Annotated in this window: 28 protein-coding genes; 8 read left to right on the forward strand and 20 right to left on the reverse strand. The window is 73.5% G+C overall.

Annotation, left to right across the window (positions count from 1 at the left end; translation table 11 throughout):
• Window positions 1-603: 603 nt before the first annotated feature.
• Together BX266_RS02620 and BX266_RS02625 are read left to right on the forward strand one after the other, a co-directional pair.
• Window positions 604-936 (forward strand): alpha-amylase, encoded by a 333-nt coding sequence (locus tag BX266_RS02620; RefSeq protein ID WP_099897309.1) that lies wholly within the window; start codon window positions 604-606, stop codon window positions 934-936.
• A gap of 155 nt (window positions 937-1,091) precedes the next feature.
• Window positions 1,092-1,580, forward strand: a complete 489-nt coding sequence (locus BX266_RS02625; RefSeq protein WP_099897310.1) for an N-acetyltransferase — start codon at window positions 1,092-1,094, stop codon at window positions 1,578-1,580.
• Window positions 1,581-1,623: 43 nt separating this feature from the next.
• Here the strand turns inward: BX266_RS02625 and BX266_RS02630 are convergent, their stop codons facing one another.
• From BX266_RS02630 to BX266_RS02645, 4 genes are all read right to left on the reverse strand, one after another.
• Window positions 1,624-1,887 carry a hypothetical protein gene (locus tag BX266_RS02630; RefSeq protein ID WP_099897311.1) on the reverse strand — a complete coding sequence of 88 codons (264 nt, stop codon included), beginning with the start codon at window positions 1,885-1,887 and terminating at the stop codon, window positions 1,624-1,626.
• A gap of 164 nt (window positions 1,888-2,051) precedes the next feature.
• Complete coding sequence (locus BX266_RS02635; protein WP_099897312.1) at window positions 2,052-2,474, reverse strand: STAS domain-containing protein; 423 nt, start codon at window positions 2,472-2,474, stop codon at window positions 2,052-2,054.
• Between the two features lie 44 nt (window positions 2,475-2,518).
• Complete coding sequence (locus BX266_RS02640) at window positions 2,519-2,917, reverse strand: DUF2267 domain-containing protein (RefSeq protein ID WP_099897313.1); 399 nt, start codon at window positions 2,915-2,917, stop codon at window positions 2,519-2,521.
• 83 nt (window positions 2,918-3,000) lie between these two features.
• Window positions 3,001-3,438, reverse strand: a complete 438-nt coding sequence (locus tag BX266_RS02645) for an Hsp20/alpha crystallin family protein (RefSeq protein ID WP_099897314.1) — start codon at window positions 3,436-3,438, stop codon at window positions 3,001-3,003.
• A gap of 110 nt (window positions 3,439-3,548) precedes the next feature.
• On the opposite strand from BX266_RS02645, the gene BX266_RS02650 reads away from it, so the two are divergent.
• Both BX266_RS02650 and BX266_RS02655 read left to right on the forward strand, forming a co-directional pair.
• Window positions 3,549-4,253, forward strand: a complete 705-nt coding sequence (locus BX266_RS02650) for a hypothetical protein (protein ID WP_099897315.1) — start codon at window positions 3,549-3,551, stop codon at window positions 4,251-4,253.
• Window positions 4,228-4,434, forward strand: a complete 207-nt coding sequence (locus tag BX266_RS02655; RefSeq protein ID WP_099897316.1) for a hypothetical protein — start codon at window positions 4,228-4,230, stop codon at window positions 4,432-4,434. Before BX266_RS02650 ends, BX266_RS02655 begins: the two co-directional genes overlap by 26 nt.
• 160 nt (window positions 4,435-4,594) lie before the next feature.
• Here the strand turns inward: BX266_RS02655 and BX266_RS02660 are convergent, their stop codons facing one another.
• From BX266_RS02660 to BX266_RS38325, 12 genes are all read right to left on the reverse strand, one after another.
• Entirely contained in the window at window positions 4,595-5,158 is a 564-nt protein-coding gene (locus BX266_RS02660; RefSeq protein ID WP_099897317.1) for a dihydrofolate reductase family protein, read from the reverse strand.
• A 70-nt stretch (window positions 5,159-5,228) separates the two neighbouring features.
• Window positions 5,229-6,089, reverse strand: a complete 861-nt coding sequence (locus BX266_RS02665) for an SAM-dependent methyltransferase (RefSeq protein WP_099897318.1) — start codon at window positions 6,087-6,089, stop codon at window positions 5,229-5,231.
• A gap of 89 nt (window positions 6,090-6,178) precedes the next feature.
• Window positions 6,179-6,361, reverse strand: a complete 183-nt coding sequence (locus BX266_RS02670; RefSeq protein ID WP_099897319.1) for an antitoxin — start codon at window positions 6,359-6,361, stop codon at window positions 6,179-6,181.
• A 104-nt stretch (window positions 6,362-6,465) separates the two neighbouring features.
• A complete protein-coding gene (locus tag BX266_RS02675) occupies window positions 6,466-7,281 on the reverse strand; it encodes a DUF4239 domain-containing protein (RefSeq protein ID WP_099897320.1) in 816 nt (271 codons plus the stop codon).
• A gap of 133 nt (window positions 7,282-7,414) precedes the next feature.
• Entirely contained in the window at window positions 7,415-9,076 is a 1,662-nt protein-coding gene (locus BX266_RS02680) for a glycoside hydrolase family 13 protein (protein WP_259464500.1), read from the reverse strand.
• A 98-nt stretch (window positions 9,077-9,174) separates the two neighbouring features.
• On the reverse strand, window positions 9,175-11,769 hold the full coding sequence (locus tag BX266_RS02685; protein ID WP_259464501.1) for a carbohydrate-binding protein: 2,595 nt from the start codon (window positions 11,767-11,769) through the stop codon (window positions 9,175-9,177).
• 210 nt (window positions 11,770-11,979) lie between these two features.
• Complete coding sequence (locus BX266_RS02690; RefSeq protein ID WP_099897322.1) at window positions 11,980-12,870, reverse strand: carbohydrate ABC transporter permease; 891 nt, start codon at window positions 12,868-12,870, stop codon at window positions 11,980-11,982.
• Between the two features lie 12 nt (window positions 12,871-12,882).
• Complete coding sequence (locus BX266_RS02695) at window positions 12,883-13,839, reverse strand: carbohydrate ABC transporter permease (RefSeq protein WP_099897323.1); 957 nt, start codon at window positions 13,837-13,839, stop codon at window positions 12,883-12,885.
• A 23-nt stretch (window positions 13,840-13,862) separates the two neighbouring features.
• Window positions 13,863-15,065, reverse strand: coding sequence for an extracellular solute-binding protein (locus tag BX266_RS02700; RefSeq protein WP_259464502.1), 1,203 nt, complete (start codon window positions 15,063-15,065; stop codon window positions 13,863-13,865).
• A gap of 348 nt (window positions 15,066-15,413) precedes the next feature.
• Window positions 15,414-16,436, reverse strand: a complete 1,023-nt coding sequence (locus BX266_RS02705; protein ID WP_099897324.1) for a LacI family DNA-binding transcriptional regulator — start codon at window positions 16,434-16,436, stop codon at window positions 15,414-15,416.
• Between the two features lie 107 nt (window positions 16,437-16,543).
• The gene (locus BX266_RS02710; protein ID WP_099897325.1) at window positions 16,544-17,896 is read right to left on the reverse strand and encodes a glutamate-cysteine ligase family protein; all 1,353 of its coding nucleotides are present in this window, start codon (window positions 17,894-17,896) and stop codon (window positions 16,544-16,546) included.
• Window positions 17,897-17,991: 95 nt separating this feature from the next.
• Window positions 17,992-18,129 (reverse strand): hypothetical protein, encoded by a 138-nt coding sequence (locus tag BX266_RS38325; protein WP_180290351.1) that lies wholly within the window; start codon window positions 18,127-18,129, stop codon window positions 17,992-17,994.
• Window positions 18,130-18,312: 183 nt separating this feature from the next.
• On the opposite strand from BX266_RS38325, the gene BX266_RS02715 reads away from it, so the two are divergent.
• From BX266_RS02715 to BX266_RS02730, 4 genes are all read left to right on the forward strand, one after another.
• Window positions 18,313-18,696 (forward strand): VOC family protein, encoded by a 384-nt coding sequence (locus BX266_RS02715; RefSeq protein ID WP_259464503.1) that lies wholly within the window; start codon window positions 18,313-18,315, stop codon window positions 18,694-18,696.
• 262 nt (window positions 18,697-18,958) lie between these two features.
• Window positions 18,959-19,162, forward strand: a complete 204-nt coding sequence (locus BX266_RS02720; RefSeq protein WP_099897327.1) for a cold-shock protein — start codon at window positions 18,959-18,961, stop codon at window positions 19,160-19,162.
• Between the two features lie 245 nt (window positions 19,163-19,407).
• On the forward strand, window positions 19,408-20,601 hold the full coding sequence (locus tag BX266_RS02725; protein WP_099897328.1) for an NAD(P)/FAD-dependent oxidoreductase: 1,194 nt from the start codon (window positions 19,408-19,410) through the stop codon (window positions 20,599-20,601).
• Complete coding sequence (locus BX266_RS02730; RefSeq protein WP_099897329.1) at window positions 20,598-21,512, forward strand: RNA polymerase sigma-70 factor; 915 nt, start codon at window positions 20,598-20,600, stop codon at window positions 21,510-21,512. The genes BX266_RS02725 and BX266_RS02730 overlap by 4 nt, the downstream gene beginning before the upstream one ends.
• A gap of 17 nt (window positions 21,513-21,529) precedes the next feature.
• On the opposite strand, the gene BX266_RS02735 is transcribed toward BX266_RS02730, so the two are convergent.
• The 4 genes from BX266_RS02735 to BX266_RS02750 form a co-directional block, all read right to left on the reverse strand.
• Window positions 21,530-22,294 carry an ABC transporter permease gene (locus BX266_RS02735; RefSeq protein WP_099897330.1) on the reverse strand — a complete coding sequence of 255 codons (765 nt, stop codon included), beginning with the start codon at window positions 22,292-22,294 and terminating at the stop codon, window positions 21,530-21,532.
• A gap of 239 nt (window positions 22,295-22,533) precedes the next feature.
• On the reverse strand, window positions 22,534-23,625 hold the full coding sequence (locus BX266_RS02740; RefSeq protein WP_259464504.1) for a polyprenyl synthetase family protein: 1,092 nt from the start codon (window positions 23,623-23,625) through the stop codon (window positions 22,534-22,536).
• 66 nt (window positions 23,626-23,691) lie between these two features.
• On the reverse strand, window positions 23,692-24,729 hold the full coding sequence (locus tag BX266_RS02745; RefSeq protein WP_099897331.1) for a PHP domain-containing protein: 1,038 nt from the start codon (window positions 24,727-24,729) through the stop codon (window positions 23,692-23,694).
• A gap of 324 nt (window positions 24,730-25,053) precedes the next feature.
• Entirely contained in the window at window positions 25,054-25,947 is an 894-nt protein-coding gene (locus BX266_RS02750) for an SMI1/KNR4 family protein (protein WP_099897332.1), read from the reverse strand.
• Between the last annotated feature and the right edge of the window lie 115 nt (window positions 25,948-26,062).

The following is a 26,062-nucleotide window of genomic DNA, read 5'->3' on the forward strand; positions in this document are numbered from 1 at the left end:
TTGTCCCGGAGAGGGACAGCATGCGGGGATCGCGTATGCGTGACCGAGGACCACCTCTTCCATGACGTTCCATGACGATGGCTACTGCGGTGACCGCCCGGCTGGTACTGCGTGCCGCGGCGGGCGACCCGACGGGGTGAACCCTTCCCTTCTCCTCCGAGGTGGACGGATGTACTGCGTTCTGCGTTACTGCGGTCCTGCGTCCTACGCGTGCGCGACCGCCACCGCCTCCGACCCCACGCACAACCGGGCCGGCGACGCCTGGCAGGTCACCCGTCTTCCGCCGCAAGCCCTTCTGCCATGACCGGGCCCCGCGTACTGACGACCTGCACGCCTCCTGCATCACTACTGGTCCTGCCAACTGCGGTACTGCCCAGGCAGTTCGTGTCTGCCTGCCCTTCGGTCCTACTCTTCCAACACCAGAAACACTACACACGCCATTGACCAATGTCTACTCTCGCCGCATGAGGTTTCCGCGTCTGGGCGCAGCACCTTCTTGGTGCCCACCCTCCGGTGGATCCGCTCCCGACCGGCCGGACCGCCGTGGCTGAAAATGTTTTCAGCCACTTGCGCAAAAAGTCCGGGCCGGTTCAAGGTGCGGGCATGACGAACACTCTTCGCCACGCGTCCCGTTCCGTCGCCCTCGCTGCGACCGCCCTCCTCGCCGCGCTCGCCGCCGCCCCGTCCGCTTCGGCCGCTTCGGCCGCCGCGGGCACCCCGGCTCCGTCGTGCGTGCAGTACTACTCGAGCTGGCGCTACACCCAGGTCGCCAACGGCTGCGACGCGGCCGTCAGCGTCACCGTCCAGTACACCGACGGCCAGAGCTCCCCCTGCCGGACCCTCCAGGCCGGCGAGTGGGGGACCTTCGCGGGCTACGGGACCGACATGAACTACGTGACGGGCCTGCTGACCTGCGACCCCGCCGGCGGCGCCTGAACCCCACGGGCCTGGTGCTTGTCGGCGCGTCCGAGCCCGAAGCCCTCCGGGGGACCCGGCCGTTGACGGGCCGGGTTCCGCGGAAATCCGGTGGACGGCCCCGGGGCGGGGTCGCTGCAATGGGAGTCGGTCGGCGATGGAGGGAGCAGGCGGCGATGGACGAGGTCAGGCTGCAACTGGTGGTGCGCGATCTCGTCGAGGCGGACCTGCCCGCCTGCGACTGGGCCGGCTCCCCCAAGCACGTGCGCGAACTGGTCCAGCAGATCCGCCGGGCCGGGGCCGGCGAGGTCGACTACCTGGCCGTGTGCACGCCGGTCGGTCTGCCGGTGGCGGTCGGCGGGGTCGACTACACGGTCGCGCCGGGGGCCGGAACGCTCTGGCAGCTCGGGGTCCACCCGGCTCTGCAGTCCTGCGGGATCGGCACGCTGCTGATCCGGTCCGCCGAGCGGCGCATCGCGGGCCGGGGCCTGGACCGCGCCGAACTCGCGGTCGAGGAGAGCAACCCCCGCGCCCGGGCCCTCTACGAACGCCTGGGCTACCGGCCCTTCGGCCGGCGGCCCGAGTCCTGGGACGTGGAGGCGGCGGACGGCTCCCTGCACCGCTACGAGACGATGTGCACGCTGATGCACCGGCACCTGATCTGACGCTGTTTCAGGACTCTCCCGGCCCGACCGGCGCGCCGCCCCGTCACAGCGACTGGAGCGCGCGGTCGCACTCCCGGCAGCGCTGCTCGGCGAGGGCCGCGGGGTACCAGGGCTGCCCGGGGGCGGTGCGCTCGTAGTGCGCGTGCTCCATGGGCGCGGTGTCCAGGCCGCACAGCGTGGTGGGCAGCGGGTCCTCCGGCACGTCGGGGTCGGAACCGGCGGCGTGCACCGCCACCACGGCAGGCTCGACCCCGTCCGGACCGATCTCCTGGTCGGCCCGCAGCGCGAACAGCACGATGATCGCCATGGTTCGAGCCTGACCCCGCCGCCCGCGCGATGCCACCGGACTGCGCTACCTGTTGGCCATCGGGACCGTGGAGTTCGCGGTGGCCCTGCTGCCGGGCGCCAGGGCCCGGCGGGCCGGGCGCGGCGCCTCCCGGTGACGGCGCCCCCGCTCGTGGTCCGTCCCGTTCATCCCGGCCCCCGGCGGTCGGCGAGGGCCGCGGCGACGGTGTCGCGGACCGCGAAGGCCTGCTCGACGCCGGCGGCTTCGAGCAGCCGGAGCAGTTGCGGGCGCGGCCCGGCCAGGACGAGGCGGACGTTCGCCCTGCGGGCGGCCTCGCGGGTGTGGAGGAGCAGGTTGAGGCCCGCCACGTCGCAGAAGGCCACCCCGGCGAGGTCGAGCACCAGCAGGGGCGGCGGGGCTTGCAGCGCCCGGTCCAGGGTCCGGCGCACCGGCTCGGACCCGTCGTGGTCGATCTCGCCGGCCAGCCGGACGACGCGGACGCCGCCCGGGAGCTTCTGGACGGCGGCGCGCACCGCCGGTGGCCCGGCGTTCCAGCTGGAGGGCGGGGAAGGCGCGGGGAGCACGGGAAGCCGTCGGTCGGTGGACATGAGCGGTGCCTCCTCCTGCTGGGGCAGGCTGTGCCGGGTCCGGCTCAGGCGGCGGCAGCCAGGTCGGGGCGGCCGAACAGGAGGGCGTAGCCGCGCGGGAGTCGGGCGAGCAGCCGGTCGGTGAGTTCGGGTCCGGCGAGCGGCGTCAGCGCGGCCAGCACGCTGGAGGCGTCCCACCGGGCGGCGGCGAGGCTGGTGCCGAGGGTGTGGGCGAGGGCCTCGACGAACGCGGGCGCGCTGACCGGAGCGGGCAGCGGGATCTGGGCCACCAGGGCTGCGCGGGTCTGGTCGGGCAGCGCGCTCGCCAGGTCGCAGCGCTCGTCGCCGGTGAGTTGGGCGCCGAGCTGGGTGACGACGGCGGTCAGGACGCGTTCGGCCTCCTCGTCGGTGGTGTAGCGGCCCATTGCTCGGACCTGGTGGACGAGGCGGCGGTGCCGGGTCATGGGAGTGGCCTTCCTGGTCGGGCGGCGCGCCCCTTCCGGCCCGGGCGGGAGCGGAAGGGGCGGCGGCAGGGCGTCGGTGCTGGTCAGGCGCTGATCTGCTGGGCGGAACCGCGGTGGCCGACGGTGACCTTCCGGGGCTTGGCGCGCTCCGCGACCGGGATGCGCAGGGTCAGGACGCCGGCGTCGTAGTCCGCGGTGATGCCCTCCGGATCGAGGGTGTCGGACAGCATGATCTGCCGGGAGAAGACGCCCAGCGGCCGCTCGGACAGTTCCCACTTGACGTCCGGGCCCTGGTGCCGGGGGCGGCGTTCGGCCTTGACCGTGAGCATGTTCCGCTCGACGTCGATGTCGATTGCCGCCGGGTCCACGCCGGGCAGGTCGAAGCAGACCACGTACTCGTCGCCGGCCCGGCAGGCGTCCAACGGCATCGGTGCGGGCCGGGACCACGTACCTGTCGCCCCGCCGACGAACTGCTGGGCCAGGCGGTCCAGTTCGCGGAACGGGTCAGTGCGCATCAGCATCGCGAAACACCTCCGTAAGTCGAATGGGTGCCAGTGCGCTTCACCTGACACGGTTGTAGCACGTCATCCATCCGATGACAAACACTGGAAGTCGTCGGTAGAGTGACACCATGAACGAGAAGCGACCGAGCACCGCGACCGACCGCGAGGCCGCGGCCGAGCCCGTCACCTTCCTGGCCGCGGCAGCGGCGCTGGCCGCCATCGACGACGCCGTCCGCGCCGCCCGCGCGGACTCGGCCGGAACGGGTACGGGCGGCGCCGGGGATCCGCAGGCCGACGATCCCGCTCCGGCGCTCGCCACGCTGATCCTGCTGCGCGAACTGCGCGCCCAGCTCGCCGGCTGGGAGGCCGGTCTGGTGGAGAGCGCCCGCGCTGCCGGTGCCACCTGGGCCGACCTCGCCCGCCCGATGGGCGTGGCCAGCCGGCAGGCCGCCGAGAACCGCTACCTCCGGCTCCGCCCCACCGGCCGCGCGGCCGACGCGGAGGACCGCGGCACCGGGGCCGAACGGGTCAAGGCCGTCCGCGACCGCCGGGCCGCCGAACGGGCCGTCACCGCCTGGGCCCGCGAGCACGCGGCCGAACTGCGGATCCTCGCCGCCCGGATCGCCGCCGCCGGGCTCGCGCCGGCGGCCCGGCCCGCCCAGTCCGCCCTCACCGCGGCACTGGGCACCGCCGACGCCGCCGACCTGGTGGAGCCGCTCGCCGGCATACGCCCCCACCTGGGCGAGGACCACACCGACCTAGCCGACCGCCTCGACGCCCTGACCCACCGCACCGACCGACTCCGCCATGACAGCAATCGACGACGCGCCTGACCGGACCCACGACCCGCACCCCGCCCGGCCCGCGGACCCCTGGCAGCACCTCCTCGACGGCGTCGACCGCACCCGGCAGACCCTCCGCCGCGACCTCGCCGCCGTCACCGCGTCCTACGACGCGCACCTCGCCCGCCTCGACACCCTCCGCCACACCCTCGCCCATACCCCGGACGGCTAGGCCCTCGCCTTCGGATCTTGCCTGATCAGCGCGCGGTGACGGGCGCCCGGCCGGGAGTGCCGGCGAAATGCTCTCGTACTGGGTGTACTTGGGTTTATTGCCGGTGCTTTCAGCCGGGTGATCCGGCGGCGCACGCCCGGCACGATCCGAAGGGGAGGGCCTAGCGGTCCACGCGGTAGCGGAGGGCGACGACCTTCGAGGGGAAGGTGCGGGTCTCGACGAGGTCGAGGTCGACCCGGCGTTCGTGCCGGGGGAAGAACGGGGTTCCGCCGCCGACCAGTACGGGGTGGACGCGGGGCCGGTACTCGTCGATCAGGCCCAGGTCTGCCGCCTGGACGGCGAGGGCGGCGCCGCCGATCGCGATGTCGCCCTCCCCCGGCTCGGCCCGAAGCCGCTCGATCTCCTCCGCCAGGCTGCCGGAGGCCAGCCGGGCGTTGCCCTGGACCGACGAGAGCGTGCTGGAGAAGACCACCTTGGGGAGCGCCCTCCACAGCGCGGCGAACTCCCGCGTGGAGAAGTCGAGCGACGGACTCTGCTCGACGCCCTCCCAGTACAGCATCGCCTCGTACAGCCGCCGCCCCAGCAGGTGCACGCCGAGGGCCCGCACCTCCTCGGTGGCGAAGCGGAAGAACTCCTCGTCGGGGGCGGTCCAGTTGAAGCCGCCGTCCGGCCCGACGACGTAGCCGTCGAGCGAGACGCCCATCGCGTAGGTCACACTGCGCATCACGAGCCTTTCTCGGTACCGGATGTGACGGTACGTCGGGCGGTGGCAGCGGGACGCGTCGCGACGCGCGCTACCGGCGGACGGCCGAGATCAGGCCGCCGTGCTGCTCCGCGCGCTGGGGCGGGGCGGTGAGCGGGCGGCCGTAGGCGGCGGCGCGCTCGCGCAGGGTGTGGGTCTCGGCTTCCCAGCCGTGGCCGGCCAGCCAGGCGACCGGGTCGTCGGGCATCTCGGAGACCCACAGGGAGGCCGCCGATCCGGGCGCGGCGTCCGCGGCGTAGCGTTCGAGCACGCCGCGCGAGCCGAGGGTCAGTCCCAGCCGGCTGCCGGCGGCGGACCGGGCGCCGATCCGGGTCAGCAGGAGTTCGACCGCGTCCTCGGGCAGGTAGATCAGCAGTCCTTCGGCGATCCAGGCGGTGGGCGCGGCCGGGTCGTGGCCCGCGGCGGCCAGGGCGCTCGGCCAGTCGTCCCGCAGGTCGACGGCGACGGTGATGCGCTCGCAGCGCGGGACGGCCCGCTCCTGGCGCAGCACGGCGGCCTTGAAGTCCAGGGGGGCGGCGGTGTCGACCTCGAACAGGCGGGTGCCCGCGGGCCAGTCGGTCCGGAAGGCGCGGCTGTCCATGCCGGCGCCGAGCAGGACGACCTGCCGCACGCCGGCCGAGGAGGCCTGGTGCAGCAGGTCGTCGAGGAACTTCGTCCGGATGACGATGGACGCCGACACGGCGAGTCGTCGGCGGCGCGCCGCCTCGTCGTCGTCGGGCCGGGGCGGCGGGGTGGGCCACAGGCCGCCGGCGGCGGCGAAGGCGTGGGCCAGCGGGTCGCGGAACAGTGGGTTCTCGCGCGCGGTCTCCAGCGCCCGCACCCGGGCCACCCCTACGGCGGTGGCCCAGACTCCGGACGGCTGTACCCGGTCCTGTTCCTGTTCATCGGTCACCGGGCAAGCCTAGACCGGCTGGTGCCGGTGTCCGCGGGGCTCGGCGTCCTGTCCGGCCCGGGAAGGCCCGCACGGGCGCGGTCCGCTGACTACTCGTCGTCGGTGGGTTCGTCGGCGCCGAGGCCCATCCGCTGCTCCGCCTGCTGCTGGGCCTTGTCGACCTGGTCGGTGTACTTGCCTCCGGTCTTCTCGTTCACCTGCTCCTCCGCGGTGTCGCTGACGTCCTTGGCCTTGTCCTTGGCCTGGTCCTTGAACCGGTCGAAGATGCCCATGGCCGACCTCCCTGGTCGATTGGTTGGGGTGTTCCTCCCATCCAAGGTGCTCGGCGGCGGTCCGGCACCGCCGCCTGGGCCGTTCAGCCGCAGGGCGCCGTTTTTCAGGGCCGGGCGGGCGCCGCCGAGTCCTGGGTCCAGAACTGGGCGAGGGCTCCTTCGCGGTAGGGGGCGGGGCTGACGCTGAGGTCGCCGGAGAAGGGGCGGTCCAGGACGAAGACCAGCAGCAGGCTGAAGCCGACCAGCCCGGCGACCGAGGCGACGAACAGGACCTGGACCCGGAGCTTGCGCAGGCCGTAGAGGAAGGTCAGCGGGATCAGGACCAGGGCGCCGCCGAAGGCCAGCGCCTGGAGCAGCGGCGGCAGTTCGCGGCGCGCCATGGTGATGCGGGCGCGGCGCTGGGACGCGACGTCGTTGAGGTGGTCGACGGCCTGCTCGTAGAAGACCTGCTCGGCCTGGCCCTGCGGGTCGTAGGTCTGGAGGGCGGTGTAGGCGTCCTGCAGGTGGACCTCGGTGGCGCCGTAGCTGGGGTCTCCCGTGCGCATGCGGGGCCACTGGTCCTCGACGACGGCGTGGACGTAGCCGCTCAGGGCGGAGTCGAGCCGGGCCCGGATCGGGTCGGGGAACGCGGTGGCGTCCCGGGCGATGAGTGCGGTGTCGGTGGCCTCGGCGGCCACGATGGTCTGGGCGTCCTCGAGTTGGGTCCACAGGGTGACGATCACGAACGCCAGGATGATGCCGTAGATGGCGCCGAACATGCCGAGGGTCACGCCGACCATGTCGTTGTGCTCCCCGCGGGCCAGCGACGGGTGTCTGCGGCGCAGCAGCACGCTGCCGGCGACGGCCAGCAGGACGGTTGCGCCGACGGCGACGACGGCCAGCGTGGTGGTGCTGAGGTGGTTGAGGAGCCAGAGCGACATGGGGCTGGAGTCTATTTCGGTCGCAGCCGCTCCCGATCGGCGCTTCCAAGGGCCGCTTCGGGTGTGCGCCGCGGCGTTCACTCCAGCGGGTGAACGCCGCGGCGGGGCAGTGACGGGTGGGGGTGAGGGTCCGTCAGTTGCCGGTCGTGGGCAGCCGGAGCCAGGCGGTGGTGTCGGGGGGCAGCAGGTCTCCGTCGAGCGGGGCGCTGGCGAGCAGGAGGGTGCTGCCGGTGGGGAGGGCCGTCGGCCGGTCGGTGAAGTTGACCAGGCAGGCGAAGGCGCCGTCGCGGGTGAAGGCGAGGACGCCGGGGTCGGCGGGGAGCCAGTCGAGGCTCTCGGGCAGCGTGGCGAGGTCGGTGCGGCGCAGGCGCAGGGCGGTGCGGTAGAGGGTCAGCGCGGAGTGCGGGTCGGCGCTCTGCGCGGCGACGCTCCGGCCGGCCCAGTCGGCGGGCTGCGGGAGCCAGGGCACGGCCGCGCCTTCGGGGGAGAAACCGAACGGGGCGTCAGAACCGGCCCAGGGCAGGGGGACGCGGCAGCCGTCGCGACCGCGGTCGGCGCCGCCGGAGCGGGCGAAGGTCGGGTCCTGGATCAGGTGGTCGGGGAGGTCCTCGACCTCGCCGAGGGCGAGTTCGTCGCCCTGGTAGACGTAGACGCCGCCGGGCAGGGCCATGGTGAGCAGGGCGGCGGCGCGGGCGCGGCGCAGGCCGAGTGCGGGGTCGGTGGGGGCGCCGAGCCGCTTGTCGCCCATGTCGAAGGAGGTGTCGGCGCGGCCGTAGCGGGTGACGTGGCGGATGGTGTCGTGGTTGGAGAGCACCCAGGTCGGCGGGGCGCCGACCTCGGCGTGGGCGGCGAGGGTGCCGTCGACGACGCCGCGGACGGCGTCGTGTTCCCAGGCGCAGCACAGGAACTCGAAGTTGAAGGCGGAGTGCAGCTCGTCGGGGCGCAGGTAGCGGGCGAACTGCTGGGGGGTGGGGAGCCAGACCTCGCCGACGAAGGCCCGCTCGCCCGGGTAGCCGTCGGTGATCTTCCGCCAGGAGCGGTAGATGTCGTGGACGGTGTCGACGTCCTGGTAGGGCAGGTCGGTGGGGTCGGGGGCGGGTCCGGCGTCGGGCAGGCCGGGCTTCTTGGCGAGGCCGTGGGCGACGTCGATGCGGAAGCCGTCGACGCCGCGGTCGAGCCAGAACCGCAGGACGTCCTCGAACTCGGCGCGGACTTCGGGGTGTTCCCAGTTGAGGTCGGGCTGCTCGGGGGCGAACAGGTGCAGGTACCAGTCGCCGGGGGTGCCGTCGGGGTCGACGCTGCGGGTCCAGGCGTTGCCGCCGAAGTACGACTGCCAGTCGTTGGGGGGCAGTTCGCCGTCCTTCCCCTTGCCGGGGAGGAACCAGAAGCGTTCGCGTTCCGGGGAGCCGGGGCCGGCCGCGAGGGCCTGCCGGAACCACGGGTGCTGGTCGGAGCAGTGGTTGGGGACCAGGTCGACGATGACGCGCAGGCCGTGGTCGTGGGCGTCGACGATGAGGTCCTGGGCTTCTGCGAGGGTGCCGAACAGCGGGTCGATGTCGCGGTAGTCGGCGACGTCGTAGCCGCCGTCGGCCATCGGGGACAGGTACCAGGGGTTGAACCAGAGGGCGTCCACTCCGAGGTCGCGCAGGTAGGGCAGGCGGCTGCGCACGCCCGCGAGGTCGCCGACGCCGTCGCCGTTGCCGTCGGCGAAGCTTCGCACGTAGACCTGGTAGATGGCGGCGGTGCGCCACCAGGGCCGGGTGGGGCGGTCGGTGGGCTTGCGCACGGGGGTCACGGGGGTGTTCTCCTTGTTCGTGGACGGGCCCGGGGCCCGCCCGCGGGTGCGGGCGGGCCGGGCGGGTGGTCCCGTTCGGGACCGTGGTGCGGGCGGGGCTACCAGCCGCTGTTGCCGGTGCCGCGCTGGATGGTGAAGCCGCCGGTCACGTTCAGCGGGACGTCGGCGGTGGCGGTCACCGTGGTGCGGGAGAAGGTGCCGTGGCCGGCGGCGTTGCCCTCGATGCCGTTGTTTCCGGTCCTGGTGATGGTCAGTCCGTCGACGCGCAGGTCGGCGATCTGCTTCTGCCAGGAGAGGAGGAGGCCGCTGTAGGTGGAGTCCTCGACGGTGTTGTCGTCGAGCACGACGGGGGTGGTGATGTCGCTCTGGTCGGCGTAGACCCACACCGCGCCGAGCTTGGAGTTCCAGTTGACTTCGAGGCTGCCGGTGCGGCGCAGCAGGTTGCCGGTGACCGTGGTGGCGCCGGTGAAGGGCTGGCCGAAGCGGGTGGAGACGGTGATGCCCGCGCCGGCGGTGACGGTGTCGGAGATCAGGTTGTGCTCGACGCTGTTGCCGCTGCCGCCGTACACGGCCGCGCCGTTGGCGAGGGAGGGCAGCTGCACGGTGTTGTTGCGGAACGCGCTGTTGGTGACGGCCGCGCCGTCGGACCACATGGCGAGGGCGTCGTCGCCGGTGCCGCGGATGCTGCTGTTGGAGACCACGGTGCTGTCCACCGCGCCGTGCAGGTTGACGCCGTCGGCGTAGGTGTTGCGGATGCGCAGGTCGCTGGCCTGCAGGCCCTTGGTCGGCGCGTTGATCCAGAGGCCGACCTTGGTGTGCTGGATCCACACGTTCCTGATGACGGATCCGGTGCCGAAGTCGCCTTCGATGCCGGCCTGGCCGCCGGCGTCGTCGCGGACGGTGTTCTGACCGTCGATCATCAGGTTCTCGACGGTGCTGGTGCCGCCGGTGCCGTACAGCCCGCCCTTGAGGCCGGTGCCGCGCAGCACGGTGTACCAGACGCCCGCGCCGCGCAGCTTCACGCCGGACAGGTTGACCCGGTCGGAGACGACGTAGCTGCCGGCCGGCAGGAACAGGCCCTTGCCCTGGCTCTTCGCGGTGGCCAGGGCGTTGTTGAGGGCCGCGGTGACGTCCTGGCTGCCGGGGGTGACGCCGAGGTCGGCGGCGGAGACGTACCCGGCGGGCAGGGTGCCGGCCACGCCGGTCAGTTCGGCCTCCACCAGGTCGACGGTGTAGGAGGCGGCGGTGTCGCCGGCGTCCTTCTGCAGGCGCAGCACGGTTCCGGCGGGCAGGGTGCGGCCGAGGGTGACCCGGGTCTCGTCGAAGAAGCGGTGGCCCTCGCCGTCTCCGGGATTGTTGGTGTACGGGTAGGCGCCGTAGACCCAGGCGTAACGGGAGGTCAGCTGCAGGTCGGGCAGGGCCTGGCCGTCGGCGTAGGCGCTGAGGGTGGCGTCGAGGCCCTTGCCGTCGCTGCTGTCGGGCAGCGCGTAGCGCAGGTTGAGGGCGTTGGCCGGGGCGGTGAGCCTGATCTCGACGTACTGGCCGGTGGCGGAGAGGGTGACGGCGCTGCGGCCGGAGGCTTCCGAGGCGACGCTGAGGTAGGTGCGGTCGGGGGTGAGGACGGTGCCGTTGGTGGCGCCGGCCTCGGCCTCGTAGCCGGTGTACGGGAGGGTGGCGCCGACGCCGGTCGGGTCGGGGGTGCCGGAGCCGCTCGGCGACGGGCTGGGGTCGGCCGTGCCGGTCGGGGTGGCGGGGGTGAGGCTGTCGAGGTTGACGTTGCCGCTGTCGGCGGCGGTGAACTTCAGCGCGACGGTGTTGGCGCCCGCGGCGAAGCTGACGCTCTGTTGGACGGTCGCCCAGGTGTCCCAGTTCGCGGTGGCGGGCAGCGTCACCTGCCCGGCGGAGGCGCCGTTGACCAGCAGGGTCAGGGTTTTCGCGGAGCCGGTGCCGTTGGCGTACCGGATGCTCACCGTGCCGCTGCCCGCGGCGGCGGAGGTGACGGCGAACGTGGTGGTGGCGTTGCCCTTGTTGCCGTCGGTGAAGCCGCCGACGAAACCGGTGCCGGTGTACCCGGCGTGGTCGGTGGCGGTGGCGGCGCCGCCGGCCAGGGTGGCGGACTCGGCCTCCAGGGCGCCGCCGGGCGTGCTGCCGCCGGTGGTGGCGGTCAGGTTGTCGAGGTTGACGTTGCCGCTGTCGGCGGCGGTGAACGCGTAGGCGACGGTGTTCGCGCCGCCGGTCAGGGTGACGGTCTGTTGGACGGTCGCCCAGGTGTCCCAGTTCGCGGTGGCGGGCAGCGTCACCTGCCCGGCGGAGGCGCCGTTGACCAGCAGGGTCAGGGTCTTGGCGGAGCCGGTGCCGTTGGCGTACCGGACGGCGACGGTGGCGGCCCCCGCGGTGGCGGCCTGCACGGTGAAGGAGGTCTTCGCCGCACCCTTGTTGCCGTCGGTGAAGCCGCCGACGAAGCCGGTGCCGGTGTACCCGGCGTGGTCGGTGGCGGTGGCGGCGCCGCCGGCCAGGGTGGCGGACTCGGCCTCCAGCACGACGGAGGCGGCCTGGGCGGCGCCGGGGGCGAGCGACCACAGGGCCAGGACCGCGACGACGGCGGCGGCCGCGGCGAGCGCGGTGGCCTTGCGGGCGGGGCGGGCGGCGCCGGTGGCGCGGCCGGTACGGGTGGTGCCGGGTGCACGGTACACGTGGGCTCCCGAAGGTGACCGGGGCGCGGGGGCTCCCGGTGTGGGGGTGGGGTGGGGGTGGGGCGGCGGCGCCGGCCGGGTCGAGCGGCTGCTTCGGCCGGCGCCGGGTCGGTGGGGCGGCCGCCGTCCCCGGGAGGTCGGCGCCGGGGTGGGCGGCATGCGTGCGGAACGGGCCGGGGGCGATGTCGGTCGTCCTGTCGCGGGCGGGTTTCAGCCCTTGAGGCTGCCCGCGGTCAGGCCCGCCATGATGTGCCGCTGGAAGACCAGGAAGATCACCAGCAGCGGGATGCTGGCCATCGCCATGCCGGCCAGCAGCTGGTTGGCGGGCATGTCGTTGGCGAGGGTGTTGAGGGCGACCGTGATCGGCTGGCCCCTGGGGTCGGGCAGCGTCAGCAGCGGCCACAGGAAGTCCTTCCAGACCCCGACCACCGCGAAGATGGACACCACCGCGAGCACCGGGCGGGCCAGCGGCAGGACGACGTGCGCCAGGATCCGCAGGTTGCCCGCGCCGTCGATCCGGGCGGCATCGATCAGCTCCTCCGGGATCTGGTCGAAGAACCGTTTCAGGACGAAGATGTTGAAGGCGTTGGCGCAGGCGGGCAGCCAGATCGCGAACGGCGTGTTGATCAGGTTGACGTGGATCAGCGGGATGTCCACCACCGTCAGGTAGGTGGGCACCAGCAGCGCGGACACCGGCAGCATCAGGGTGGCCAGCATCATCGCGAGCACCACGTTGCCCAGCACCGGCCGCAGTTTGGACAGCGCGTACGCCGCACAGACGTCCACCACCAGTTGGAACAGCAGGGCGCCGGCGGCCAGCAGCAGGGTGTTGAGGAAGTAGCGGCTCAGGCCGGTGCTGCTCCACGCCTGGGTGTAGCTCTCGGGATGGAAGCTCTGCGGGATCAGCGCGGGGTCGGGTTGGGCGAGTTCGGCGGAGGACTTCAGCGCCCCGGAGACCATCCAGTACAGCGGGAAGACGAACGCGGCGGTGAAAGTGACCAGGACGGTGCCCAGCACGGTCCGGTAGAGCGCGCGCCCGAGCGGGCGGTCGAGCTCGGCCGGGGCGATGAGGGTGCGGGCCGGGGAGTCGGCGGTGGCCATGGCGGGTTCCTCTCAGCCCTTGGAGCGGGTCAGGCGCAGGTAGAGGCCGGCGAAGGCGCCGAGGACCACGAACAGGACGGTGCTCATCGCGCTGGCCAGGCCGAAGTCGTTGTAGACGAAGGCGTACCGGTAGAGCAGCAGCAGGACGGTCACGGTGGCGTCGTTCGGGCCGCCGCCGGTGAGCACGAACGGCTCGATGAACACCTGCATGGTGCCGATCACCTGCAGCAGCAGCGTGATCAGCAGGATGAAGCGCATCTGCGGGATCGTCACGTGCCACAGCCGCTGCCGGATCGACGCGCCGTCCAGTTGCGCGGCCTCGTAGAGCTCGCCGGGCACGCCCTGCAGCGCGGCGAGGTAGATCAGCGTCGTGGTGCCCATGTTGGCCCAGGTGGAGACCAGGACCAGCGACAGCATCGACAGGTTCTCCGACTCCAGCCACTGCTGCGGCGGCAGGTGCAGGACCGCCAGCGCGTGGTTGAACAGGCCGGGGCCCGGGTCGTAGAACCAGCGCCACAGCAGCACGGTGACGATCGGCGGCAGCATCACCGGCAGGTAGACGGTCATCCGCAGGTAGGCGCGGCCGTGGCGCAGTTCGTTGAGCACGATCGCGGTGACGAACGGGGCGGCGAAGCCGAACACCAGCGCCAGCGCGGTGAACCAGAGGGTGTTGCGCCAGGCGGTGAGGAACAGCGGGTCGTCGAACAGGCGCTGGAAGTTGTCCAGGCCCACCCAGGTGGCCGGCTGGGCGAAGTTGACCTGCTGGAAGCTCAGCAGGAACCCGCGGACGATCGGGTACCAGGAGAACAGCGCGAACGCGAGGATGCCACCGGCCAGGAACAGGTACCCGGCGAGGTTGTCGGCGATCCGCCGGCGCAGCGCCGCCCGGTGCGGGGCGGGGGCCGGTGCGGGGGCGGCGGCGGGCCGCTGCCGGGTGCGGCGCGGTGCGCCGACGGTGTCGACCTTCATGGGGATGGGCTTTCCGCTCGGGCTCACTGCGCGGTGGCGAGGACCGCGTCGACCTTCTTCTGCGCGTCCTTCAGCAGGCCGTCGAGGTCGGCGTCCTGCTTGGTCAGCACGGCCTGCATCACGCCGTCCAGCACGGTGTAGATCTGCTGGGCGTTCGGCGGCTCGACCTTGACCTCGACGTTCGCGGACCGGTCGGTGAAGGGCTGGTAGTTCCGCTGCGGGACGTTCGCGTACTTCGCGTGCGCCGCCTTGACGGTCTCGCCGCTCCGGCCGTCGAACAGGTCGGGCTGGGGCAGGCCGATCGGGATGTCGGAGCCGGCCGACTTCCGGTCGGTCTCCTCCTGGCGGTCGGGGTTGAGGTACTTCCACTGGATCCAGGCGAGGCCCGCCTTGATCTTGGCGGCGCTGTCCTTGGGGTTGAACATGAAGCCGTCGCCGCCGCCGAGGGTCGCGGTGCCGGGCATCGCCGCGAGGCCGTACTCGTCGTACTTGCGCTCGAACTGCTTGACGATGGTGGGGATGTTGTCGGGGCCGGCGAGGTACATGCCGAGCTTGCCCGCGCCCATCGTCTTCTGGACGTCGGGGATCTCCAGCAGCTGACGGCTGCCCATGGTGTTGTCGGTCCACCGCATGTCGTGCAGGTACTGCAGCGCCTTGTGGGCCGCCTCGGAGTCGACCGTGGCCCTCCACTTGCCCGATCCGTCCTGGGCGGCGACGTCGCCGCCCAGCGAGTAGATCCACGAGGTGAGGTGCCAGCCGCCCTGGTTGTTCTTGGAGAAGTCGGCGTAGCCGGTGACGCCGTCGCCCAGCGCGGTGATCTTCTGCGCGGCGGTGCGGACCTCGTCCCAGGTGGTGGGCGGCTTGTCCGGGTCCAGGCCGGCCTTGGCGAACAGCTCCCGGTTGTAGACCAGGCCCATCGAGTAGTTGCCGGTGGGCAGGCCGTAGACCTTGCCGTCCTTGCCAGTGAAGACCTTCTGCAGTTCGGGCTTGATGTCGGCGAGCGCGGGGACGTCCTTCAGGTACGGGGTGATGTCGGCGGCCTGGTGACGCTGGATCAGCCCCGCGGGGTCGGTGAAGTAGACGTAATAGACGTCCTCCAGCTGCCCGCCGGCGAGCTTGGCGGCGAAGGTCTTCGGGTCCATCAGGCCCTCGTGGGCGTCGATCCTGATGTTCGGGTGGCCGGCCTCGAACGCCTTGACGTCGTCCTCGAAGTTCTTGCGGTCCACCGTCTGGGTCGCCGGGGGAGCCCGTTGACGGAGATGGTGACCACGCCGCCCGCGTCGCCGCTGCCGGTGCCGCCGCTGCTGCCGCACGCGCCGGCGGTGAGGGCGGTCGCCGCGGCCAGCGCCACGGCGGAGACACGGCGGATTCTGTTGCTGCCCATGCTGATCGGACCTTCCGTGGTTCCTGCAACCGCTTGCGCGCAGCGGTGTCCGACGCGCAAGCGGTATGACGGATGAAGAGGCCCGGCTGATCGCATCGGGCGCTCGTCGATGGCCCCGACACTGACAGCGTTAACGCAAAGAGTCAACGGTGTAACGCAATATCCTTGCACCACGACATGTTTTCGTGACCTAGCCGCGGATCGCCACCACCGCGGGCGCCGTCCGGGTCGACCCGCGCACGATCAGCTCGGGCTCGAACAGCACCTCCTCGGCCGCCGTCCCGCGCCCTTCGATCTGGTCCACCAGGGCCTTTGCCGCCGCTGCGGCCATCGCGGCGATCGGCTGGCGCACCGTGGTCAGCGGCGGCTCGGTGGCGATCATGTACGGGGAGTCGTCGAACCCCACCACCGAGACGTCCCCCGGGACGTCCAGCCCCTCCCGTCGCAGCCGCCGGATCGCCCCCAGCGCCAGGGCGTCGCTCGCGCACACCACCGCGCTCACCCCGGCCTGCACCAGGCGGGGTACGGCGGCCGCCCCGCCGTCCATCGAGAACATCGCGTGCGCCACCAGCCGGCCCACCTCCCCGTCCCGCCCGCGGCGGCGCAGGTGCCGGGCGAAGGCATCGAGTTTGCGTACGGAGGGAACGTGCCCCGCAGGGCCGAGCAGCAGGCCGATGCGTTCGTGCCCGAGCGCCTCCAGGTGGGCCAGCGACTGCTCGACGGCGGCCGCGTCGTCGGCCGAGATCATGGCCGAACCGCGGTGCCCGTCGGCCGCGTTGATCAGCACCACCGGCACCTCGCGCTCGCGCAGCGCCCGCCCCTGCTCCGGCCCGGCGTCGGCGTAGCTCGCGCCGACGAACACGATGCCGGCGACGTTCTGCCGCAGCAGCATCTCGATGTAGTTCGCCTCCGACACCCCGTCGGCCGTCCGGGTGCAGAGCACCGTCATCAGCCCCTGCTTGCTCAGCGCCCCCGCCAGCACCTCGCAGAACGCCGGGAAGACCGGATTCTGCAGGTCGGGCACCACCAGACCGACCAGCGGCGCCCGCTCGGAGCGGAAGTCGGCGGGGCGCTCGATGCCCAGCACGTCGAGCGCCGTCAGGACCGCCTGGCGGGTCTCCCGCGCCACCCCGGGCCGGTTGCGCAGCACCCGGCTCACCGTCACCGTGCTCACGCCGGCGAACCGGGCCACCTCGTCCAGCTTCTTCGTCATACCCGGGAGCGTAGCGAGGCCACTGCAAAAAATCGACCGAACGACGAAAATCAACGCAAGCAATGGTCAAGCTGTCGACGGCCAGCGGGGTGGATCGGGATCGACGGTCAGACCCGGTGGGCGGCGACGTACCGGGCCGGGTCGGCGTTCAGGTCTCCCTCCCAGCGGTCCAGGCACTGCTGGGCGAAAGTGCGGCCGGTGGCGACGATCTCCTCCAGCGGGTCCAGGTAGGACGGGACGTGGCGCGGTTCGAGGCCCGCGGCGACCCGGGCCTCCAGCCCGGCCCGGGCCAGCCGGAGCAGTTCGGCCGCGAGCGGACGCACCGGGGTGTCGCCGAGGCGGGTGTCCAATCCGCGGGCCGGCAGCTCGGCGCGCGCCGCGCGGTGCTCCTCGGCGGTGTGGTGCCGCGTCAACTCCCAGGCCTCGGCACACGATTCGGGGTGGTAGCTGAGGCCGGTCCACAGCGCGGGCAGGGCGGCGAGGTGGCGTTGCGGCGGGCCGTCGGCGCCGCGCACCTCCAGGGTGCGGCGCACCCGGGTGTCGGTCCAGAGCTGGGCGAGGTGGCCGGCCCAGTGGGCCGCGGTGGGCGGGGCGCCGTCGTGCAGGCCGTCCCGGAGCAGATCGGCGAAGGTGCCGTCCGGGGCGCGGCGGTAGCGGCCGTCGCCGGTGCGGTAGTGGATCAGCGGGATGCCGAGCGCCCAGTCGACCAGGTCCCCGGCGCTCACGTCGGCGCGCAGGCCGGGCGGGAGCAGGCCGTTGCGCTGCGGGTCGGTGCGCAACCAGCCCCAGGCCCGGTGGGACAGCAGCCCGCACGGACGGCCGTCATGGAGGGGCGAGTTGACGAGCAGGGCGGACACCACGGGCGCGGCCGCGGTCTGCATCCGCAGCTTGCGGGTGAAGTCCTCGGGGCCGAGGAAGTCCAGGGTGACCTGGGTGGACAGCGACAGCGCCATCACCTGCGGCGCGCGGGCCCCGGCCGGGCCCAGCTCGGCGAAGTACTGCCGCATGACGGCGCCCCGGCTCATCGGCACCCAGTCGACGTCGGCGAGCCCGCCGAAGGGCAGGTTGCCGCCGGGAACGAGGGCCAGGCCGAATCCGGCGGACAGCTCGGCGAGCCGTTCCAGCGCCGACCGGACCTCCTGCACGGCCGCGCCGACGCCGGGCCCGGGCGTGGAGGAGTACTCGATCTGCCCACCGTGCTCCAGCGTGACGCTGCTGCCGTCGGGCAACCGCACCCCGGTCAGCTGCCCGCCGTCCTCCTCCGGCCGGCCGCCCCAGCTCCGCAGCACCTCCTCCAGCACCGCCCGCACGCCGGACGGGCCCAGGTAGCGCGCGTTGCGTCCGGTCGCCGGGTCGAGGAGACCGCATTCGACCTCCACCCCGACCCGCTCGACCGCGCCCGGCCGGGGTGCCAGCGCGGCCAGCAGGTCGTCGGGGGACACGAGAGGCGTCTCGGACATCGGGGGAGCCCTTCGGGTGGGAGGGCCGGGCGGGGGCGTGCCGTGGCGGCCCGGCTCCGGCGACGGATGCGAGTGGTGCGAACGGGGCGGCCCGGTCAGGCCGGGTCCCCCTTCGGGGCGGCCGGGTTGGTCTTCGGGTCGGCCGGGCCGGTCTCCGGGACGGGGTCCGGCAGGGCGCGGCGCGCGAGGACCGGCTCCGCCGCTCCACGGCCGAGCGCGGGGTGAACGGCCACGGCGGATGCTCCTTCGGGTCCGGCCGGGGCGCGGGCGGGCCACCGGCGCGACGGTGCGCGGACTCCCGTCGTACCGGCGGATCGCCGGCGCACCGTCCAGCCGCGCCGCACGCTTCACCCGAACGGCCAGACGCTCCGTCGCGCCCACCGTCCCCCGCTTCCGGCGTGCGGCACGCTGCCCGCATGAGATCGCGAACGGGCGGCATGTGGTGGGGCACGACCATCGAGGCGCCGGACCCCGGTGGTCCGGCCCGGTTCTACGCGGAACTCCTCGGCTGGCCGGTCGGCCACGAGGAACCCGGGACGGCCGTCGTCGCCGCCTCCCCGCACGGGCCGTTCCTGGTGTTCCAGCAGGCGAACGGCTACCGGCCCCCGGTCTGGCCCCCGGTCGACGGGCAGCAGCGCCCGATGATGCACCTCGACTTCCAGGTCGGCGACCTGGACTCGGCCGTCGCCGACGCACTCGCCCTGGGAGCCACGGCGGCGGAGTCCCAGCCGCAGCGGCACGTCCGGGTGATGCTCGACCCCGCCGGCCACCCGTTCTGCCTCTGCCTCGACCAGGACTGACGCGGGTCCGCCGACCGGAGCGGCGCAGGCCGGCACGGTGCCCGGCCGAGGACACGCGGCGGGGAGGTCACGTCGTCGCGGGCGGCGGCCTGTTACAGTCGAAACAGTTGCAGTAGTGGTTCCCATGATTCTTGTGTGCGCCTGCTGATGTGTCGCAGGCGCATTTTCTTTTCCCGGCTCATTTCCCGGGTGGGTGCTCATCGCGGCGACTCGGAGCCCGCACGGTGCGGGTTCCGGACAGCACCTCGAAGGAGATTTCGTTATGGCCAACGGCACCGTGAAGTGGTTCAACGCGGAAAAGGGCTTCGGTTTCATCGAGCAGGACGGCGGCGGTCCGGACGTGTTCGCCCACTACTCGAACATCAACGCCAACGGCTTCCGTGAGCTGCTCGAGGGCCAGAAGGTCGAGTTCGACGTCGCGCAGGGCCAGAAGGGCCTGCAGGCGGAGAACATTCGCCCGCTGTAATTCCTCCAGCGCCGGCACCGGCCCGGCAACCAGGGGCCCGCATCGCGTCATTGACGCGGTGCGGGCCCTTCGGCATTCCGCGCCGACGCCGCCTCGACCGACCTGCCACACTGCGACACCCGGGGGCTGCGCCGCACGCTGTGTCGCGGGTCACATCGGCCCCGTGTCACGAACGGAGCGGGTGCTTGCGTCTGGTGGTGGTCCGCACAGCGGGGAACGACCGACGCGAAAGAGGCAGTGGAGCGATGAACGCGACAGCAGCACGGCGACACGAGGTCCTGGTCCTGGGCGCCGGCTACGCCGGGCTCTCGGCGGCGATCCAGCTCGCCGCCCGCACCAGGAAGCGCGGGGACCTGCGGGTGACGCTGGTCAACCCTTACGACACCTTCACGGAGCGGCTGCGGCTGCACCTGACCGCCACCGGCCGGCAGACGGCCGAGCTGAGCATTCCGGAGCTGCTGGACGGCACCGGGGCCGATTTCGTCCGCGGCTGGGTCACTGCCGTGGACGCCGGGGCGAGGACCGTCCGGATCGACGACGACCGGGTGCTGCGCTACGACACCCTGGTCTACGGACTGGGCAGCGTCGCCGACACCGCCGCCGTGCCCGGCGTGGCTGACCACGCCTACACCCTCGACGGCCCGCAGGACGCCGCCCTGCTCGCCGACCGGCTGGCCCGGCTCGACGGCGGGACGGTGGTGGTCGGCGGCAGCGGCCTCACCGGCGTCGAGGCCGCCGCGGAGATCGCCGAGAGCCACCCGGAGCTCCAGGTGGTGCTGCTGGGCCGGGGCGAGCCCGGCACCGGCCTGCACCCCAAGGCCAAGGCGTACCTGGACGCGGCGCTCGCCCGGCTCGGCGTTCAGGTGCGCAGCGGCGTCGAGGTGGCCGAGGTGCTGCCGGACGGCGTCGAGCTCGCGGACGGCACCGTCGTCGAAGCGGCCGCGGTCCTGTGGACGAGCGGCACCCGCGTCCCGCCGCTGGCCGCCGCCGCGGGCCTGACCGTCGACGAGCGCGGCCGGGTGGTCACCGACGGCGCCCTGCGCTCGGTCTCCCACCCGGACGTGTACGCGGTGGGCGACGCGGCGGCGATCCGCCAGCGCTACGGCGTGATGCACGGGACCTGCCAGGGCGGCATGCCCACCGGCGTGCACGCGGCCCTGTCGATCCTGCGCGTGCTGGCGGGCAAGGAGCCCAAGCCCTTCCGCTTCGGCTACTACCACACGCCCGTCAGCCTCGGCCGGGGCGACGCCGTCGTACAGTTCACCCGCCCCGACGACAGCCCGCGCCGGATCGTGCTGACCGGCAAGCGGGCCGCCAAGTACAAGGAGACGGTCAGCGCCGCGCCGTGGCCGACCTTCGCCCGCATGAAGAAGATGCCCGCCTCGGGCGCCGTCTGGCCGCGCGGCGGCCGCTACACCCGGATCAGGAACGCGAAGTGACACAGCCCCAGCAGACCGGCCCCGACCAGCTCGCCTTCCAGCAGTACCGCACCCTGCTGTTCTCGGTGGCCTACCGCATCCTCGGCTCCGCCGTCGACGCCGAGGACACGGTCCAGGACGCCTGGTTCAAGTGGTCGGCGGCCGACCGCTCGCAGGTCGCCGACCCCAAGTCCTACCTCACCCGGATCGTCTCCAACCTGGCGATGGACCGGCTCCGTTCGACCCGCCACCAGCGCGAGACGTACGTCGGGCCCTGGCTGCCCGAGCCGCTCCTGACCGGCCCGGACACCGCCGACGGCGTGGCCGCGGCGGACTCGGTCTCGATGGCGCTGCTGGTCGTCCTGGAGACGCTGAGCCCGCTGGAGCGCGCGGTGTTCGTGCTGAAGGAGGCCTTCGCGTTCAGCTACCCGGAGATAGCCGAGGCGGTGGACCGCTCGGAGGCGGCGGTCCGGCAGGCCGGCCACCGCGCCCGCGAACACGTCCGGGCCCGGCGGCCCCGCTTCACCGCCGACCCGGCCCGCAGGCGCGACGTCACCGAGCGGTTCTTCGCGGCGGCGACCGGCGGCGACCTCAACACCCTGATGGAGCTGCTCTCCCCCGACGTGACGCTGTGGACCGACGGCGGCGGCAAGGTCCGTCAGGCCCTCAAGCCGGTCGTCGGCCTGGAGACGGTGGCCCGCTGGTTCGCCGGGCTCGGCACCGCCAGCTACCAGGGCATCGAGCCGGGGCAGATGCGGGCGGAGCTCACCTCGATCAACGGCGGTCCCGGCGTGGTCTTCCGCGGACCGGACCGGGTGGTCGCCACGATGACCTTCGACTTCGACCCGGAGGGCCGGATCTCGGCCATCCACAACGTGGCCAACCCCGACAAGCTGCGCGCCGTCGCCGACGGCGCCCGACACGAACTGTGAGCCGCGTCGGCCGCGGGTCAGCCGCCGAGACGGCCCCGGCCCACCAGTTCCAGCACCACGGTGACGGCGACCGCCTCGACGGCGAGCAGGGCGACCAGGACGAACAGCTGCACCGCGCCCGCCTCCACCGGGCTCGCGCCGCCGAGCAGCATCCCGACGAACGCCCCGGGCAGGGTGACCAGGCCGACGGTGCGGGTCTGGTCCAGGGCGGGCACCAGGGAGGTCGCCGCGGCGGCGCGGCAGATCTCCAGGCGGGCGTCGCGGTCCTCGAAGCCCAGCGCGAGAGCGGCCTCCATCTCGCCGTGCCGGGAACGCAGTTCGTCCAGGGCGCGGCGGCCGGACAGCGAGGTGGCGGTGAGCGCCCCGCCGATCAGGATGCCGGCGACCGGGATCACGCTCAGGCCGTGCGGCGGCAGCAGGCCGGTCGCCGCGAGCAGGAGCAGCACGGGTCCCACCCCGGCGGCGATCGGCGCCGCCGCCCAGGCCCACTGCCACCGGCCGCCGCCCACGTGGCCCTCCAGGACGCGTCGGCCGGCGGTGCGCACCGCGACCGCGAACATCAGCAGCACGAACAGCGCGGACGCCCACAGCGAGCGCACCACCCAGGCGATGACCAGCGCGACCACCGCCAGCTGCACGGCCGCCCGCACCCCGGCCCGGAGCACGGCCCGGCCGTGGCCGAGCCCGCCGAGGCCGGCGACCAGCGCCGCGGCGGCCAGCAGCACCGCGCAGGCGGCCCCGAGCGCCGGCGTCACCGGCAGCAGCTGTCCTCCCGCACTCATCGCACCTGTTCCTCGCCCTCTCCCCGAACGGCCCGTCAGATCCCCATCATGACCCGCCCCGGGGCCGGTCGACCGGCCGACGCGACACCGGGCGGCGCCGGGCGATCGCGAGCGACGGACCGGGCCGGCAGGCGGGCGAGGAAGGACCGTCGACCGGCCCCGCAGGGGGGGCGGAGAGAGCGGGGCGGGTGGGCCTTCGGACCTGCACCGCGCTTCACGACAACCGGCCGACCACGAGGTCAGGACTCGCGGGTGACGGACCAGGCCGGCAGGTGGGCGAAGAAAGCCGCGGCGGCCGGGCGCCAGCGCCGGTGCCAGCGGGCGGCGTGGGCGGCTGCCTGGTCCGCGTGGCGGGCGGCGTCGGAGCGCAGTGCACGGTCGATGCCGTGGGCGCGGGCGGCGTCGCGGATCCGGTCGAGGTCCCGGTCCTCGCAGTGCGGGTTCCCGAGGACCGCCTCCAGGGCGGTGCGCTCGGCCGCGTCGGCGGAGGCCAGCAGCGCGCGGACCACGTAGTTGCGGCGGCCGGAGCGGATGTCGGTCCCCACGGGTTTGCCGAGCGCGTCCGGGTCGCCGAACAGGTCGAGCCAGTCGTCGTGGATCTGGTTGGCGATGCCCAGCTCGGTGGCGTAGCCGCGCAGTTCCGCGTCGTACGGGGCGGGGTCGGCGCCGGCGGCGAGCAGGCCGAGCCGCAGCGGGGCCAGGATCGAGTACCGGGTGGACTTGAACTCGGTGACGGTGTGCAGGAGTTCGAGACCGGGTTCGGGGTGGAAGTCGCGTTCCAGGTCGAGCAGCTGCCCGTTGACGGAGGTGGCTCCGGCGTCGGTGGTGACGGCGGCCATGGCGAGCGCGCGGTCCGCGGGCAGGTCGCCGGTGAGCAGGACCCGCACGGACAGGAACGCGGCCAGGTCGCCGGCCAGCACGGTGAGGGCTCGCGCGGTGTCGGGGCGGTCGGGGAACCGGCTGCGGTAGGCGTAGTAGGTGGAGGGGCCGCCGCGGCGGGCGGGTGCGTCGTCGATCAGGTCGTCGTGGATCAGGCCGTGGGTGTGCAGCAGTTCGATGCTGACGGCGGCGGTGTCCAGGCCCGGTACGGGCTCCGCGCTCACCAGGCCGGCGGCCTCGTGCAGCAGGGCGACCCGCAGGCGTTTGCCGCCGCGCAGCGACAGTTCGCGCACCAGGTCGAGGGCGTGGGCGGGGAACGCGCCGTGCGGCGGCGTCTCCAGGGTCCCGCGGTCCGGGTCGGTCAGGGAGTCGAAGTACCCGGCGAAGCGGGTTTCGAACCGGTGCTGGTGGGCGACCGCGCGGTGCAGGGCGGCGGCGAGGACGTCGTTCACCGGACCAGGTTGGCACGCCGCCACCGAGCGCCCCGCCCCGGCCCGGTCCGGCCACCTGACGCACCCTCAGGCGCGGTTGCCGGGCGGCTCGGAGGGGTCGGCGGTGTCGGAGCGGCGGGTCCAGGCCAGCAGGCGCTCGACCGGCCAGGTCGTCACCAGCCGGTCCGCCCCGAGGCCGATCCGGGCCGCGCGGGCGTACCCGGAGGGCTGCCGGTCCAGGTGCTCGGGGGCGTGGGCGTCGGTGTCCACCGCGAACAGGCAGCCCGCCCCCGCCGCGAGCTGCAGGAGGTCGTCGGGCGGGTCGCGGCGCTGGGGCAGGCAGTTGATCTCCACGGCCGTGCCCGTCTCGGCGCAGGCCCGGAAGACGGTCTCGGCGTCGAAGCGGGACTGCGGGCGGCCCCGGCCGGTGACCAGCCGGCCGGTGCAGTGGCCGAGCACGTCGACGTGCGGGTTGCGGACGGCCGCCACCATCCGGGCGGTCATCGGCCCCGGCTCGGAGCGCAGCTCGGAGTGCACGGAGGCGACCACCAGGTCGAGGCGGTCGAGCAGTTCCGGTTCCTGGTCGAGCGAGCCGTCCGCCAGGATGTCGCACTCGATGCCCGGCAGCAGGCGGAACTCGTCGTCCCGGCCCTCGTCGAGGGCGGCCACGACGTCCAGTTGGCGGCGCAGCCGGTCCGCGCTGAGGCCGTGCGCGATGGTGAGGCGGGGCGAGTGGTCGGTGAGCACCGCCCACCGGTGGCCCAGGTCGCGGGCCGCGTGTGCCATCTCCTCGATCGGGTTGCCGCCGTCGGACCAGTCGGAGTGCACGTGGCAGTCGCCGGTGGACGCGGCCGCCAGCTTCCAGCCCGCCAGGGCGGCCGGCCCGGCGTCCGCCTCCAGGTGCGCGAGGTAGCCGGGGGTGCCGCCGGTCGATGCCTCGGCGATGACGTCCGCGGTCACCGGTCCGATGCCGGGCAACTGCCGGGCGGCGGCTGCGTCGACCTGGCCCGGGGGCAGGCGGCGGGCCGCGTGGGCCGCCGCCTGGAAGGCGCGGACGCGGTACGGCGACGCCCCGCGCCACTCCAGCAGGAAGGCGATCCGCCGCAGCGCCTCGACCGGTTCCATGTCACCCAGTCTTCCCGGCGACCGCCGCGGTCGCAGGCCGCGCCGTCGCCGCCGAGCCACCGGACAACGACCCCGCCCGAACGGCGCGGCTCCCCCGTCCCGCCGGCGGTGCGGTGTTCGCTGAGGGGAGGTGACCGAGGACGGCACCGGTGCTGCGGGAGCGTCTCGGCGCGGCAGGACGCCGCCGAAGCGGCCGCAGTCGGCCTCACCCGCAGCCTCGCCGGGTCGAGCGGCCCGGCATCCCTCGCGCCGCCCACCGCGCCACGGGCGTCGAGGGCTGAGCCCTTCCTCCGCCGTGCCGGGCGGTGGCGGCCCTGCGGGTGATCAGTGGTCCCAGCTCTCGAAGAAGTGCTCGTCGACCGAGTAGCTCGGTTCGAATCCGAGCCCGACGTCGGTGAGCAGGCGGGCGAGGAACTCGCCGGCGCCGTAGTCGTATCTCCGCCACCCTTCGGCGGCGTCCGACCGGACGAGCACGGGCCAGTCGGACGGGTCCGCCGCGCCGGTCTGCCAGGCGAGGTCCAGGTCGTACTCGGAGGAGCCCCATCGCAGCAGGCCGTGCGGCGCCGGAAACGCCGGGTGCGGCGCGAACCGGGCGGCGGGTGCCTCGATAACCCTCATGAGGTCCGAGCCTTTGGTGTTCGGGGTGAGCAGGTCGACGTAGTTGTCGAAGCTGCCCGGGCCGAAAACGTCGACGATCTCCTTGTAGTCGGGCGGCAGGGCGGTGCCCAGTTCGGCCTCCACCGCCTGCCAGTCGACGGCGGGAGGACCGCTCGGCTGTCGGCCGGTGATCGCGCACAGTCGCTCGACCCAGGTGCTCGCCCCGGGGAGCCCGCCCCAGGCCGGGTCCGGGCGGTCCGCGACCACCACGACCGGCCGGGTTCCGGTGCCGTCGCCGGTGGCGACCCGGCCCAGGCCGATCCAGTGGGCCCGGTACCCCCAGGCGGCGAGCTCCACCAGTTCCTCGCCGAACGGCTCCAGCAGGGCCCGGCCCCGTTCCTCGGTGACGGTCGGGTCGACCAACCGGTCCAGGGCCAGGCTTCGGGGCCGGCCCGACCACTGCCCGAGCGTGTCCCTCAGCCCGGCCAACTCGTCCGCGTCCGTGTCTGCGGGGAGGCGGACGACCGTCGGCGGTTTCCGGTCTTCCGGCCGGTGACGGTCCAACAGTGCCTGGACGGTGTCGACGAGATGGGCGGGTGGCTGGTCCGGAGTCGGCGGCATCCGCCCAGTCAATCCGATCACCTCCCGGTCCGGCTACCGGCTGTCCTGCGGGGCGTCGTGCACGGGGAACTCTCGGGTCGACCGGGAACAGGCCGGCGATCGCGTGCGGGTAGCG

Source organism: Streptomyces sp. TLI_171 (assembly GCF_003610255.1).
Classification (GTDB): Bacteria; Actinomycetota; Actinomycetes; order Streptomycetales; family Streptomycetaceae; genus Kitasatospora.